Here is a 15,028-nt window from a genome sequence, read left to right on the forward strand (position 1 = left end):
CTATCGTGCCGCGGGCGCTACGGGATGGTGCGAGCCCTTTACAGCATAATAGATAATGTATAGATAACAGACGGCAGGCAAGATAAAGGCTTGGTGAATGCCGATTGTGTCCGCAAGCGCACCTTGCAGGACGGGAATGATTGCGCCGCCCACGATTGCCATGACGAGCACCGACGATCCTTGACTGGTTAGCGGTCCAAGATCCTCGATGCCAAGCGTGAAGATGATGGGGAACATCACCGAGTTGAAGAATCCGACGGCGAGAATCGTCCACATCGCAACGTGTCCCGATGAGAGAATCGTGACAAATACGAGCAAAGACGCGAATGTCGCGGCGACGGCGAGTACCAAGCGCGGTTTCATTTTTTGCAGCAGCGCCGAGCCAATGAAGCGGCCCACCATGGCGCTGCCCCAATAGTAGGATACGAAACCGGCCGCGGCAGCTTCCACGAGCCCCGCGATATCGGGCTGACCCAGAAAGTTCACGAGAAAACTTCCGATCGAAACTTCGGCGCCGACGTACAGGAATATTCCGACAGCGGCCAAGCGAAGGTGACGGTATTTTAGAGCGTCGCTGAGTCGCGCGTGCTTTGATTCGGCGTCTTCTACGACGGGAATCTTGGGCAGTTTCACGAGCGCCATGATGATTGCCAAGACAAACAACGCACCCGCGAGCAGCAAGTACGGCATTTGAACCGACGCGGCCTTTTCGAGTTTTGCGGCCAATTGTTCCGACTCAGGAAGCAGAGAAAGCTGTTCGGCGGAAAGAGTTGTACCCAAGATTAAGAGCCCACCGAGATAAGGAGCCGTTGTGTGACCGAGCGAATTGACGGCCTGGGCAAGATTCAAACGGCTCGAAGCGGTTTCAGGTTTGCCGAGCACGGCAGCATAGGGATTGGCGGCGACTTGCAGCACGGTGATGCCGGTTGCGAGCACGAACAACGCCGTGAGAAAGAGCGGATAAGACAGATTTCCCGCCGCGGGGTAAAAAAGCAGCGCGCCCACTCCCGCGAAGGCCAACCCCACAACGACTCCGCGTTGATAGCCGATCAGCGCGATCATTTTGCCCGCCGGTATCGACATCAAGAAATAAGCAGCGAAAAACGTGAATTGAATGAACATCACTTTGGTGTAGTTCAAGTCGAACACGGGCTTCAAATGCGGCACAAGAATGTCGTTCAGGCAGGTCAGAAATCCCCACATGAAAAACAAAATGGTCACGATCGCAAACGCAGATTTGTAGGAGGAGTTTTGCATGGAGAAGTACGGTGTGATAAATTTCAGGGCGTGCCGGAAAAAGTTTTGCTGATGAAGAGAGCGTCATCCCGAATCAGTGCGCCGAGATAGTGTGTGCTGTCCTCCAGCATGTCGACGTGAACCATCCAGCCTTTTGGCAACGGGAGAATTTCCGCGTACAACGGAGGCTTCAGCGAGATTCCCAATTCCGCAAGAGCCGTGGCTGGCCAACCGTATTGCTTCGTGAACGCGCGTTGAGAATAGTAGATCTCGTGGGCTATTTCGCTGAGCCGCCAACTGCCGGGTGTGATCGATACGGAGGTTTGCGTCGACGAATCCGCAAACACGACCGCGCCCCACATTTCGGGGCGGTGCATGTCGATTACTCCTTGCGGCGACCAGACCCAATTGTGCTCGGGACGACCTTCAATCTTATGGTACTTTCCGTCTTTGATTTCGGAGTCCCACTCCACACGCGAGAAGTTGATGCGCCAATCGCCTAACTCCGGAGGGCTGAACGAATGACTGCACATTTCGAGACCGCGCCACGGCAGCGCAATTTCCAACGTCCAACCGCTGTCGATATCCGAGGGATCATTCAGCGTGCCGTCAATATGTACGGCAGATTGCAGCCCCTCGATGTTCCATTCGTTCAGAGCGTGGCCGTCGTCCTTGTAAGGTTTCGGAAGAAAGAGATCCCATTGCGTGTTGAGAGCATTGATTTCCAATTCACCGTATTGATGGCTGTCTCCGTCGGGATCGAGGAAGACTTCGAAATCATTGTCATGGAAGATAACTTGATCGCGTTCGGTGATCGTGGCCCACACATGCGGCTCTTGCAGTTCGGCGCCGATATAGAGATAGACGTCGTCGCGAAGCATTTTCACATGTGTACGCAGATTGGGAGCAGGCTGCTTGGCTCCTTCGATATCGACGAAATCGTCGCTCCATGCCGCGGCGGTCCATGCTTCGTCGTCGAGCCTGCCGTCGATAACGATGGCCGGAGTCGACGATACCGGGACCGTAAGACAATTGTACGTCTTGGGTAATGGGGCGGCGAATAGCACGAGCGGAAACAAGATCAAGAAGAGTTTTGTCATCCTGCATTCTCGCTTGTTTTACTCAGCTCGTTCCAGATTAATGCAGCGGCTCCCAAGACGGCGACATTGCCTTGTTTCAAACCGGACGGAAGAAGTTTGACTTTGCCTTTGAAGATATTCAACATGTAGTGTTCCATCCAACGGTATGTCGGCTCGAAAATGAGATTAGCGGAGTTGGCGAGTCCGCCGAACAGGAAAATTGCTTCCGGACTTGTGTAGGCGACGGAGTCGGCAAGTTTCAATCCGAGGATTTGGCCGGTGGTCTCAAAAACTTCGAGCGCAATTTTGTCTCCACGCGAGGCGGCTTCCGCAATAGCAACTGCTGTCAAATTCGATCCAGAGAGACCGCGCAGCTCGGAAGGTTGTGAATCACGGTCAAGCAGCTCACGCGCAGTTCGGCAGACTCCTGTGGCTGACGCGTAGGTTTCGAGACAGCCGCGACGTCCGCAGTTGCACTGGCGGCCGTTTGGATCGTAGATTGTGTGTCCGATTTCGCCGGCAAAACCGTCGTGACCGTAGACCAATTCACCGCCGCTGACAATTCCGCTGCCGACTCCCGTACCGAGAGTGATGACGATGAAGTCTTTCATTCCTTGCGCGCCGCCGAAAAGCATCTCGCCGATGGCCGCGGCGTTGGCGTCGTTCGTCAACGCGGAAGGTAAATGAAAACGCTCGCGAAACATTTCCGCGAGCGGGATGATACCTTTCCAAGCGAGGTTCGGAGCATATTCGACGGTTCCGCGATAGTAGTTTCCGTTCGGAGCGCCGATTCCGATTCCGGTTAGAGACAAATCTGACCGGGAGGCGAGCAGTTTGCGAATCTCGTCGGTCATGGCGGCGGCAAAATCGTGAGGCTCGGGGAAGTCCGACGTGGCAATTTTGCCATCTGCGAGACAATTTCCGGACCGGTCAACAAGGCCGAAGACGACGCTGGTTCCGCCAATGTCAATCCCGGCAACAACGGGGGTCATAAGGGAGATTTCAAGTTTTCTGGTTGAGAATGCTGAGGCAGGAAGACTTAAGCAGATGTTTGAATGTATTATTTAATCCTTTATTAATCAACGAAAGTTTTTCTATATTTTGGCATGACACAGGAGTTTTTTGCTGACTTGGCGCTGAAGCAAAAATCTGGAACTGGATGAACTCCGAGTCAGGTTGGAAATAAACTTATTGGAAATAGCAACTTCTGTAATCCCGGCGCCTCTCGTCGGACATCTGTCACAAGCCCGAACTCCCACAAAAGGATTCGATACATGTCAACTTCCCGGCTTGAAGCCTTCAGCGATGCAGTGATTGCGATCATTCTCACGATTATGGTTTGGAAATGAAAGTCCCGCACGGCACATCTTTCGCGGATTTGATGCCGGTCGTGCCGTTTTTCCTGACCTTTGTGATGAGTTTTGTCTATTTGGGAATCTATTGGAACAATCATCACCATTTGCTGCATCTCACGGATCGAGTCACGGGAGGAGTGCTGTGGGCGAATCTGCATTTGCTGTTTTGGCTGTCTCTCATTCCGTTTGTCACGGGATGGATGGCCGAGAATCACTTCGCCCGCGAACCGGTGATGCTGTATGGAATCGTCTTGCTCATGGCCGGAGTTGCCTACGGAATATTGGTCAAAGTATTGACCTTGGGATGTACGCCGAACTCACGGCTGCGCCAGGCCGTCGGCAGGGATGTTAAGGGCAAACTCTCCGTCGTTTTCTATGCGATCGCACTCGGTGCGGCCTTCTGGAATTCTTGGATCGCCGTGGCGATTTACGTTTTGGTGGCCTTGATTTGGGTCATTCCTGACCGGCGAATTGAAGGACGGACATTTGCCTCAGAGTAACATGGTTCGTGAGTGCAGTTCGACTCTACAAGAAAACCCGCAGAATGCTCTGCGGGTTTTGTTTACTGAAGACCAAAGAATCTGCTTGCGGCTATCTGTTTAGGGGCACGCGGATAAAGAATGTGCTGCCTTTGCCCAGCTCGGTTTTGACATCGGCATTGCCGCCGTGTGCAAGTGCGGCGTGTTTGACAATGGCCAAGCCCAATCCGGTGCCGCCGTACTTGCGGTTGCGCGAGGCTTCGATGCGGTAGAAGCGCTCGAAAATCCGCGAAAGATGTTTTTCTGCTATGCCGGGACCTTGGTCTTCGACTTCGATCATCAGGCAATTGGCTTCCTGCTTGGCCGAGACTTTGATAGCCGTGTTCTCCGGACTGTATTTGCAAGCGTTGTCAATCAGATTGATGACAGCTTGCCGGATCAGGAAGGCATTGACAGCAGCACGGAGGTTGGGCGGACAGTCTATTTCGATTTTCTGTCCCCGGATATCCGCAGCCGTGGCTGTGGCCTCTATGGCATCTTGCAGGATGAGCAGGATTGGAGTGTCTTCGGCCGCGAGTTTGTTCGACTCGGAAGCCTGTTCGATGCGGGCAAGACTTAACAGATCTTCGATAATGGACTGTAAGTAGTCGGCTTGACGGGCAATGATGTCCAAGAACCGCTCGGCATCCTGCGGGTTGTCGATTGCCCCTTCGCGGAGGGTTTCGATGGACGCCATGATGGCCGTGACGGGAGTTTTCAATTCGTGGCTGGCATTGGCCACGAAATCGCGGCGAGTGACTTCAAGTTTGCGAATTTGAGTGACGTCATTGATCACGACCAAGACACCTACGACTTCTCCGAGGTCGAGAATCGGTGTTCCGCGAAGCTGCAGGATGCGCTCTTTGTTGTCAAAACGAACGATTTCGCGTTCGACGGGTTGAGAAGCCCGTTGTGTGAAATTGACGAACTGTTGAATATCCGTGCTGCGGACGGCTTCTTCGATCAGCCGCCCTTTGACGCGCTCGGAGTCGACTTCAAAGAGTCGCGCGGCTGCGGCATTCAACATGATGACCCGGCCTTCGCGGTCCACGGCGAGCACGCCTTCGATCATGGCGGCGAGAATTGCGTTCTGCTCTTCGCGCTGCCGTTCTACGGTGCGAATGCGGTCGTCGAGTTCGACGGCCATGTTGTTCAAGGCGCGGCTGAGTGAACAGAGTTCAGTTGTGTCCGGTTCTTCAATAAGTTCATCGAGCTTGCCTGCCGCGAAGCGGTCGGCCCCCTGTTTGATCGTTTCAATCGGAGTGGCAATCCGGCGGACGACCAAGAAAATCAGGACGGTCCCGAACATAATCAGCAGGACAGAGATGACAATCAGCCTGCCGATGCTCCAGAAGAGGTCCCAGCGGGAGGCTTCGACTCGTTCACCGCCGCGGAGGACGGCCACCAACAGCCCGGACTGATAAACGGGTATGGCGACGAACGAGAAATTGCGTCTGAATTCGTGGCTCAGCCGAACGGACTTGCCGGTCTTGCCTTGAAGCGCGGCGGCGACTTCGGCGCGGTTTTTCTGATTCGGGATGGCGGACGGCAGCGTGTCCGATTCGGCGGTAACGTTGCCCAAACTGTCCATCAGGGTCAAACGCAAAGAACCTGCTCGAGCATGGGCTTGGAGCAGGTTCTGAAGTTGTTCGGTCGAAGCAGTGGGCAGCTCGCTTGCAACGAGCAAACGGATCAAATCAACTCGATTTTCAATACTGTTTTCGAGTTGCCGGAGTTCCGCCCGGCGGAAAGCTGTTCCAATAAAGAAGAGTAAGAGGACCAGCGTCGCGATGGCGACCGCGACATACGGGATGTAAAGTCTGCTAAAAAGGGGTTTGGTGCGGGCCATTAGCGACCATTTCTAAATCCGGCCGGGCGCTCAGGTTTCGGCAGTATGACCGCTGGAAGAAGGTCTTCCTCCCTCCACCCGCTGCTGCAAACGGTTACGGTCTGAATCTGTAGCCTACGCCGCGGACGGTTTCGATGTAGTTTCCACAATCCCCGAGTTTGCGACGCAGTCCGACGATCATCACATCGACCGAGCGATCGGACACCGCGTGCTTTTCACCATGGACGGCATCGACAAGCTGGTAGCGGGAAAAAACCCAGCCGGGACGGCGCGCCATGTGGTGGAGAATACGGAATTCGGAATTTGTGAGATCGACCAATCTGCCATCCACCAAGACTTCATGACGTCCCGGGTGAATGGTCAATTGGCTGAAATTCAGGACTTCGTCCTCGCCATGCGCGGTTTCGCTCAGTCGGCGAAGGACGGCACGGGCACGGGCGACCACGACTTTGGGGCTAAAGGGTTTGGTGACATAGTCATCGGCACCCAGTTCAAGTCCGGTCACGACGTCTGATTCCTCATCTTTTGCTGTGAGCATCAGGATCGGAATGTTGGCCGTGGTGGCATCTGACTTCAATTTGCGGCAGACCTGAAGTCCGTCAATTCCGGGCAGCATCAGGTCGAGGAGAATCAGGTCGGGCGGCATGGTGGTGACGGCTGAAAGAGCCTGTTCACCTGTTTCGACGGCGCGTACACTGAATCCGTCCCGTGTTAGATTGTACTCAAGCAGGGCGCGAATATCGTGCTCGTCTTCAACAACCAATACGGTATTCTTCATCTTATCACTCATGTAAAGGTGGGACAATGAAACGCCCAAGAGTAATAGAATATTGTGAAAGAAGTGTGAGCGTGTTAGGAAATACCGCCGCGATAATTTTAGTAGTTAGAAAGTTGGAAAAATCAAGGCGTGACCAAGACAAAAATTTGTGCAAAGTTTTCTGTCGATTTTATCTATTGATTTTTATTGTTTTGCGATTTGATTTGCGACTTCTTGCAAAAGGCTTTGCCATAGCTGGACATTTCTCGGCATACATGCAATTTGCGATGTGTATTCAACAAAATATTTATTTTTAATTATTTACATCATTTTCTGATACTTTGTCTCATTTCAGGAGGATCATCTTGACGGTTTGAGTAATTTGTCCGGCTGTAAGTCTTGCAAAGTAGATTCCCGAGGGTAAACCCGCTCCATCGAATACGAAATCAAAGCTGCCAGATTCAAGAACCTCTTTTGCCAACGTATCTACGACTTGCCCTTGCAGATTATAGACAGTAAGGCTGACGTAGCTTCGGCGGGTGAGGTTCAGAGTGAGCGTGGTTGACGGGTTAAACGGGTTGGGGAAATTCTGACTTAGTGAAAATTCGTCGGCAAGCTCACCGGTGCGCGGCTCCGAACTGGTCTGTGCGGGGTACAAATAAAGCAGAGCTTCGTCGAAATGGGCGCGCCAATTGCCCCAACTGTGACCATCGTGGTGAAATTGGTAAAACTGCTGATAATTTTGCGTTTGCAGCAACTCATGCAGATTTTCGGTCAAAGGAATTAGCTGCGGAATGTCATAGGTCCCGATGTCGAGATAGAACTTCAAACCAAGGTCATCGCGGATCGCCAAGGTATCGGTGATCGAAGATTGGACAAACGGGGATTGGGCGAGCACCAAACCAAAGACCTCAGGATAGGTGACTGCCAGCCAAAGTGATATGTTTCCACCATTTGAGGCCCCCGCTGAGCCGCGACTTTGGGGAGCCGAACAGGTGTTGTACTCTTCATCTATCCACGGCAACAACTCTTCGGTGATAAACCGACCAAATGCGGCCTGTTGATTGCCGGTATACTCGGGATTGCGGTTGACCGCCGGAACGAACACTGCGATAAGAGGTGTGATCTGGCCGTGGTAGATCAGATAGTCGAGAATGCGGGTAGCCGATCCAAGGTTGATGTAATCCAGTCCGTCATGGACCAACAAAAACGGATAGCAGTCGCTATCCGGATCATATCCAAAGGGAGTATAGACCCGAACGCGGCGGGTATTGCCGAGAAACTCGCTGGTGAACATGGTGTCCCGCAGGGAGCCGTGGTCTATGTCAGGGTAGTTAATAATTTCGAGGGGTTGGACAAAACCGGGCATTCGCAGCTCTGAATTGGGACCAAAGCCGCCCGTCACCGTGTTCGGATTAAGCGGATCGAGAATCCAATTTGAGTTGTTTACGACAAATTTGTAGTCCAAGCGGGCATCGTGCTCAAGCAACTTACTGCGATACCAAAGATCTGTGCCCGAGATGCGAGTCATCACATCGGAATCGGGAGACCAGTTGTTCATATCCCCGGGGATCATGACAGATGTGGCCTCGGCCCGATACAAGAAATGGACTTGATCCGTCTCCTCGATCATGGGAAATCCCGGAACCGCTGCCATGAAGCTGTCGACTATAGCGGGACGTTCAGCATTTGGCGCAGAATTTATCCTTGAAAGAAAAGCAGAAAAAGTTTGCGCATGAACGGGAAGCACGAGGAGTAGCACATATAGAATGAGACATTGTCTCATGGCAACCACCAAAAAAGTAGAGAGTGACAACTCCTCAATATATGGGAGTTCGTGCAAAGTTGCACGTTTTGGAGAGCTTTACAATCCCGTAAGAAGAGGCACAAAGGAGAAGTTTCAGGCTCTAATGTGCCAAACTCCTAACCGTTCAAGTGCAGAAATGTTAGGCAAACACTTGACAAACATAAAGCTCTACCGTACTTTATAGGTACGAATAAAATAAGGAATAATGCCATGCTGTTCTTGGCGACCGGTTAGTACAGAGGTTATACATATGTGGTTGGGAAATCGGAGTTTCCGAGGTGGAACGGCCGGGCTGTGGCTATTTGTAGTCATGTGCTCGGCTGTTTTTGCTGGTACGACGGGGAAGATCGCGGGGAGGGTCACCGACGCTGAAAGCGGCGATCCCGTGATTGGGGCCGCAGTTATTATTGAAGGGACAAGCCTTGGTGCGGCTGCGGACATAAATGGGGAATATTTTATCCTAAATGTTCCACCGGGCAATGTGACACTCAAGGTGAATGCACTGGGATATGCTCCCAAGGTGCTGCAGGGCCTGCGAGTGATCACTGACCAGACTTCAAATGCAGATTTCGTATTGGGTGTGGAAGCCATTTCGACCGGAGAAGTCGTGGTGACTGCCGAACGGAAGCTGATTGAAGCGGACCGGACGTTTGCCACATCAACCGTGGGAAGCTCGGATATCGAAGCCTTGCCGGTTACAAATTTGAGTCAGGTAGTTGAGATTCAGGCAGGCGTCGTGGACGGTCACTTCCGCGGAGGACGCTCGAGCGAAGTGATGTATCTCGTGGACGGCATTTCCGTGACGGACGCGTACGACAACAGTCAGGGTACGCAGGTCGACAACGGAGTCGTGCAGGAGCTGCAAGTCATCAGCGGAACGTTTAACGCCGAGTACGGCCAGGCGATGTCGGGCGTCGTGAACATTATTACGAAAGAAGGCGCCAAAGATTTCCACGGCACGGCGAAGTCCGAGTTCGGCGACTATGTCTCGTCGCACGACAATACTTGGATGAACATCGACCACGTGTCGCCGCTGGATATCCAGGATTACAACGTCACGCTTTACGGTCCCGTTCCACTTGTCAAGAAGCTCTCGTTTTACGGGAGCTTCCGTTATTTGGACGATGACGGTTGGCTGTACGGCCAACGCCGCTGGAACGTGTATTATCCGAACAACTACGACTCGACCTACATTTTGCGCGACGGCGACAACACGTACGCCTCGATGAATTACAATCTGGAACGCTGGGGAAACTTGAAATTGACTTATCCGCTGACGGACCAGATCAAGCTCAATTACTCGACGTTCTACAGCGCGCGCAATTATAAGGATTATTCGCACGACTGGAAGTACGTACCGGACGGGATATTGCGCCGGTACCGCGACGGGCGGACGAACGTTTTGAGGATGAACCACGCACTCAACGCGTCGATGTTCTACGATTTGGCATTGACGAACACGTTCAGCAAATACCATCACTTCCTGTACGAAAACTACGACGATCCGCGCTACTTGCATCCGGAATATCAAGACGTCAACCCGCCGTACACTCTGAATGTCGCGGGAACGGATCTGGCACGATTCAACCGCTGGACGAACACGAATCAGGGAACGGGCGATCTGTCTTATCAGGCCAGCAAGCTGCATTTGTTGAAGATGGGCTTTGATGTCAAGCTGCACGAAGTATTCTACGAAGATATCAACATCGTGCCGGAAGATGCTACGGGAACAGAGTTTTTCAAACCCATTATTCAGGACATCAGCAGCCCGTCGCACGACAAGTATACGAACAATCCTTATGAGTTCGCTTTGTACGCGCAGGACAAGTTCGAATTGCCGTCGCTGATCGTGAACTTTGGTTTGAGATTCGACTATTTCAATCCGGACGGACGAGTACCTGCCGACCCGAAAGATCCGAACGTTTACATTCCGCTGCTTCCGGAGCGTGCCGCACAGACTTTGGAAGAGCGGCTCTCCTATTGGTATAAGAAAGTCGACGCCAAGTACCGTGTCTCGCCGCGACTGGGTATTGCTTACCCGATGTCGGATCAAGGTGTGTTCCACTTCGCTTACGGCCACTTCGTACAACGTCCGACGTTCGAACGTATGTACGCTAATCCGGAATTCGAGCTGGAATCGGGCGTAGGGTTGAATACCGTGATGGGGAATCCCGATTTGGATATGGAAGAGACTGTTTCCTACGAATTCGGATTCCAGCAGCAGATTCACGAAGACGTTTCGATCTCGACATCGCTGTTCTTCCGCGATATTCGCAGTCTCGTGGCGACGGATCGAATCGTCGAGACGTATTCCGCGGGTACGAAATACGCGCAGTATGTGAACCGCAGTTTCGGCGAAGTGAAGGGTATTACGTTGTCGCTGGATAAGCGAATGGCGAATAATTTCAGCGCGTTCGTGGATTACACCTATCAGATCGCGGAAGGCAACGCCAGCGACCCGCAGTCGGCTTACAACGATCTTAAAGGCAGCAACCCGCGCGAACCGGAACAGCAGCTTGTGCCGCTGGACTGGGACCGCCGTCATACGCTGAACGCGAGTTTGACTTATGCGAAGCCGGGACAGAGAGGTTACGGCGCGACGCTGCTTGGAAAATACGGCAGCGGTCTTCCCTATTCGCCGACGGATGATGGCATTCGTACTGGATTTGAAAACGACGGACGCCGTCCGGACTATTACAATCTTGATTTGAACTTGTTCAAATCGTTCCCGGTCGGAAAGAACAAACTTCTGTTGACGGCGACCGTTCAAAATGTTCTCGATATTAAGAATGAAGACGGCGTCTACGACGATACCGGCCGCGCAGGCTACACGATTGTCGAGAACGAGGCCGTGGAAGTTCCGTCGATCAACACGCTGGCCGAAGTTTATCCCGATCCGTCGAAATACTCACGACCGCGACTGGTCAAACTTGGCGTGAGCTACGAGTTCTAAATGATGAAATTCTTGAAATATTTTCTGCTTACGGCATGGACATTTTTGTTTACGGCGACGGCTTTCGGGCAAGCCGACTCCATGCTAAACTACAGGGGTAATCCGCTGTACCGCGCGAAGAACGTGATGAGCGGCAACCTCGTGCGCACTACTTTCTACAATTACGGCTTGGTCGGCAACATCGGAGAAATTTCCGGTGAATGGCCGATCGGCACGGGAGACGAATACGTCGGCGATGTTTCGCCGCTGGTAGGAGTCGAGTTCATCCATCCTTCGGGTGATACACTGCGCTCCGTTTGCACGTCGGACGGCCCGCGCAGCAATCCGGACGGCCCTCCCGGTGGCGGCGCCTTTTGGGGATTTGAGCCGCTGAAAGGCTTTGCGGCTCCGCCAGTCGTGGGAGAAGATCCGCTGGTGGCGATGAGCAACCAGCCTAATACTTGGCCTTCGGTTTGGCCGGACAAGAACATCACGGACTCGCTTTCAAATGACGTCGCGTGGGTGCGGGATGAAACCGATCCGGGTTGGCCGCGGTCTTGGAACGGCTATTTCGGCAAAAACGTTTCGAACGCCGATCAGGAAAGTTATTTCCAAATGGACGACCAAGCGGATATGGAGTGGTTTCAACGTACGGACAGCTCGGGAAATGTCTACTATTACTATCCGAGCGCTGACGATACGGCACGCCGCGGTTTGGGTTTGCGTGTGTCCGTGCGCGGATTGCAGTGGTCGCATTTCTTGGCGCAGGACGTGATTTTCTGGCTGTATGAAATCACCAATATCAGTACCCACACTTATGATAAGGTGGCGTTCGGTATGGTGGTGGGAACGCTTTCAGGCGGACGGCAAGATTCGGAAGACGATCTCGCATACTTCGATTTGGAAAACGACATCACGTACAGTTTTGACAGTGACGATCAAGGTTCGCCGGGTTGGGTGCCTGTATCGGAAACGAATAACGTCGGTTATGTCGGCTATGCGTTCTTGGAATCTCCGGGCAATCCGGTGGACGGTATCGACAATGACGGTGACAGCCGCGATCCAAGCAGTCCGCATTTGACGGGTGACGTGCTCGGTCAATTCCTGCAACCGCGTTCGTATGGACCGGGACAGCAATTGGTTTTGATTGACTACGACACTTATGAGCGCACGGTTACGACGTTTCCGACGAGCGGTCCACTTACCTACATGATTCGTGACCGACAAGTAACCGTCATGCCGGGCGAACAATTGGTCGAGAACGGCGGCAACGGGATTGACGACAACTTGAACGGTTTGATCGACGAGCGAATTGACCACCAGGACCTCGCGTATATCGACTACATCACGGGCCGCGGATTGAATGATCCGCTGTTGGACGAAGCTCGCGACGACGGAATTGACAACGACGGTGACTGGGATCCGTTGACGGACGACGTGGGCGCGGACGGCGTTGCGCTGACGGGTGACGCGGGTGAAGGCGACGGACGGCCGACCAACGGCGAGCCGCATTTCGACAAGACGGACGTTGATGAATCGGATCAAATCGGTTTGACTTCTTTTGACTATTTTTCACCACCGGGCGCGGTGCGCATGCGTGACGATCAAGCGTTGTGGGACCGCATGGTGCCGGGACGATTCGACGTCGTTTCCAATGAGCCGCAGGACGGCGACTTTATTTACGGTTCGGGATACTTCCCGCTGCGACCGGGTCAGACGGAACGCTTCTCGATGGCGCTGGCTTACGGTCAGGACTTGTTGGACATCACGGACAACAAGATAACCGTACAGCAGATTTACAACGAGAATTACAACTTTGCTCGTCCGCCGGACAAGCCGACGATTTGGGCTGTGCCGGGTGACGGACGGGTGACTTTGTATTGGGACGACATCGCCGAAGCGTCGTTCGATCCGGTGACGGGTATGGACTTCGAAGGCTACAAGATCTACCGCGCGACCGATCCGGGTTTCAACGAAGTGTTCACGATTACGGACGGATTGGGCCGCAAGGTATTTCACCAGCCGATCGCGCAGTTCGACCTCGACAACGGCAATGCCGGGTTCTTTCCGGTGATTCGCAACTCGGTGATTTACTTCCTTGGCAACGATACCGGTTTGCAGCACGCGTGGACGGACACGACGGTTGAAAACGGACAGCGGTACTATTATGCAGTTGTGGCCTACGACCGCGGTGACGTCGAGAAGGAAATCCTGCCCGCCGAGAACAGCAAGACGATCGTCGTTGACGCGGGCGGCAACATCACACTCGACATCAATACGACATATGTGACGCCGCGCGCACCGGCGAACGGCTATGTTGAACCTGAGTTTAGCATGATAGAGCATGTCAGCGGTGTTGCGACCGGAACGATCGCAATTCAAACCATCGACCCGGGACTTGTCGCTGACGGCCGAAATTATAGATTCGTGTTCGACCAAGCGACAGACACATCACAAGTCACATACAATGTTGTGCGGACTGGTGACGGCGTGTCTGACACGCTTGTTCGTAATCAATTGTTGTCAGTTCAAGAGAATCTTTCGCCGCAAGCCGCGCGATTTGCGAGCTACTATGATTCGTTGTACAACCTGCCCCCCGGATCGTACGACCCGGCACAATATTTCGGAGTGGCGGGCACGGATCTGTTTGACGGACAACAAGCGTTTATGCTGTCGCCCATAAAGGTTACGTTGATTCGACAGGCATCCGGCTGGGCGGATACGTCGCGTGGGCTCTATGAATTCAACTTTGGGCTCGCAAATCTTTATGATGGCTTTCTGTTAGGTAAAGCTGTGCCCGGCGATTTTGCAATTGAATGGTATGATGGAGTCGTGGATACATCTGCGTACTTCAATTGGTTCGATTTGGTTGTTTACCCGGCCACGCCCGTGAATTTCAGAGTAAGAGATCTCAATTCGAACGAATACGTTCCCTTCGTTTTTCACGAACTCGCCAGCAGCCAAAATGGAATCGTCGACGACGGAGAGTTTGTGGGATTTTTGAGCGATACGTCCCTTACATGGACGACTTCGTTCAGAAAACGTATTGCGAGCGGAGATTCGATACGACCAAGCGACGGAGACGTCTTGAACTTACATCTGTATCAGCCCTTCAGCGGCCAGGACGTGTTTGCTTATGACACTCGCGGTGCGCGCATTGACCGGGCCGGTATTGAGTTAGACAGGATTAACGTTTATCCCAACCCGTATGTGGCCGCAAACGTGCAGGAACCTTCGAATCCATTTAACGAAGGACGCGGTGAACGACGGCTCACATTCAATCACTTGCCGGACCGATGTACGATCCGGATCTATACGGTCAAGGGAGAGCTGGTGGACGTGCTGGAACACAACGCAAGCATCGACGACGGAACCGAAAACTGGAATTTACGCACAAGGGACGGACTGAACGTGGCTTACGGCGTTTATCTGTATCATGTTGACTCACCGTACGGCGAGAAGACGGGAAGGTTTGCGGTGATCAAGTGAACAGAT

10 protein-coding genes are annotated in these 15,028 nt (G+C 53.0%); 4 read left to right on the forward strand and 6 right to left on the reverse strand.

The features are described from left to right. From H6507_07955 to H6507_07965, 3 genes are read right to left on the reverse strand one after another with little or no spacing between them, the layout of a single operon-like run. Window positions 1-1,257: a sugar MFS transporter gene (locus tag H6507_07955; GenBank protein ID MCB9369021.1), complete on the reverse strand. Its 1,257-nt coding sequence runs from the start codon at window positions 1,255-1,257 to the stop codon at window positions 1-3. 23 nt (window positions 1,258-1,280) lie between these two features. After that, complete coding sequence (locus H6507_07960) at window positions 1,281-2,336, reverse strand: carbohydrate-binding family 9-like protein (protein ID MCB9369022.1); 1,056 nt, start codon at window positions 2,334-2,336, stop codon at window positions 1,281-1,283. Next, window positions 2,333-3,307 carry an ROK family protein gene (locus H6507_07965; GenBank protein MCB9369023.1) on the reverse strand — a complete coding sequence of 325 codons (975 nt, stop codon included), beginning with the start codon at window positions 3,305-3,307 and terminating at the stop codon, window positions 2,333-2,335. The genes H6507_07960 and H6507_07965 overlap by 4 nt, the downstream gene beginning before the upstream one ends. A 282-nt stretch (window positions 3,308-3,589) precedes the next feature. Between H6507_07965 and H6507_07970 the strand changes: the two genes are divergently transcribed. Next, on the forward strand, window positions 3,590-3,664 hold the full coding sequence (locus H6507_07970; GenBank protein ID MCB9369024.1) for a DUF1211 domain-containing protein: 75 nt from the start codon (window positions 3,590-3,592) through the stop codon (window positions 3,662-3,664). Next, a complete protein-coding gene (locus H6507_07975) occupies window positions 3,661-4,170 on the forward strand; it encodes a DUF1211 domain-containing protein (protein ID MCB9369025.1) in 510 nt (169 codons plus the stop codon). The genes H6507_07970 and H6507_07975 overlap by 4 nt, the downstream gene beginning before the upstream one ends. A 91-nt stretch (window positions 4,171-4,261) precedes the next feature. Here the strand turns inward: H6507_07975 and H6507_07980 are convergent, their stop codons facing one another. The 3 genes from H6507_07980 to H6507_07990 form a co-directional block, all read right to left on the reverse strand. After that, the gene (locus tag H6507_07980; protein ID MCB9369026.1) at window positions 4,262-6,037 is read right to left on the reverse strand and encodes a PAS domain-containing protein; all 1,776 of its coding nucleotides are present in this window, start codon (window positions 6,035-6,037) and stop codon (window positions 4,262-4,264) included. A gap of 94 nt (window positions 6,038-6,131) precedes the next feature. Continuing rightward, window positions 6,132-6,815, reverse strand: a complete 684-nt coding sequence (locus H6507_07985) for a response regulator transcription factor (protein MCB9369027.1) — start codon at window positions 6,813-6,815, stop codon at window positions 6,132-6,134. A gap of 325 nt (window positions 6,816-7,140) precedes the next feature. Next, window positions 7,141-8,451, reverse strand: a complete 1,311-nt coding sequence (locus tag H6507_07990) for a T9SS type A sorting domain-containing protein (GenBank protein ID MCB9369028.1) — start codon at window positions 8,449-8,451, stop codon at window positions 7,141-7,143. A gap of 460 nt (window positions 8,452-8,911) precedes the next feature. Between H6507_07990 and H6507_07995 the strand changes: the two genes are divergently transcribed. Next, complete coding sequence (locus tag H6507_07995; protein MCB9369029.1) at window positions 8,912-11,554, forward strand: TonB-dependent receptor; 2,643 nt, start codon at window positions 8,912-8,914, stop codon at window positions 11,552-11,554. After that, window positions 11,555-15,022: a hypothetical protein gene (locus tag H6507_08000; protein MCB9369030.1), complete on the forward strand. Its 3,468-nt coding sequence runs from the start codon at window positions 11,555-11,557 to the stop codon at window positions 15,020-15,022. The last annotated feature ends 6 nt before the right edge of the window (window positions 15,023-15,028 follow it).

It is taken from the genome of Calditrichota bacterium (assembly GCA_020637445.1).
GTDB lineage: Bacteria > Electryoneota > RPQS01 > RPQS01 > RPQS01 > JABWCQ01.

Excerpts from the sequence above, each read along its gene's own strand:
- H6507_07990 (MCB9369028.1), bottom strand. The coding sequence starts at position 8,451 with ATGGCAGCGGTTCCGGGATTTCCCATGATCGAGGAGACGGATCAAGTC.
- H6507_07975 (MCB9369025.1), top strand. The coding sequence starts at position 3,661 with ATGAAAGTCCCGCACGGCACATCTTTCGCGGATTTGATGCCGGTCGTG.
- H6507_08000 (MCB9369030.1), top strand. The coding sequence starts at position 11,555 with ATGATGAAATTCTTGAAATATTTTCTGCTTACGGCATGGACATTTTTG.
- H6507_07985 (MCB9369027.1), bottom strand. The coding sequence starts at position 6,815 with ATGAAGAATACCGTATTGGTTGTTGAAGACGAGCACGATATTCGCGCC.
- H6507_07960 (MCB9369022.1), bottom strand. The coding sequence starts at position 2,336 with ATGACAAAACTCTTCTTGATCTTGTTTCCGCTCGTGCTATTCGCCGCC.
- H6507_07965 (MCB9369023.1), bottom strand. The coding sequence starts at position 3,307 with ATGACCCCCGTTGTTGCCGGGATTGACATTGGCGGAACCAGCGTCGTC.
- H6507_07995 (MCB9369029.1), top strand. The coding sequence starts at position 8,912 with ATGTGCTCGGCTGTTTTTGCTGGTACGACGGGGAAGATCGCGGGGAGG.
- H6507_07955 (MCB9369021.1), bottom strand. The coding sequence starts at position 1,257 with ATGCAAAACTCCTCCTACAAATCTGCGTTTGCGATCGTGACCATTTTG.
- H6507_07980 (MCB9369026.1), bottom strand. The coding sequence starts at position 6,037 with ATGGCCCGCACCAAACCCCTTTTTAGCAGACTTTACATCCCGTATGTC.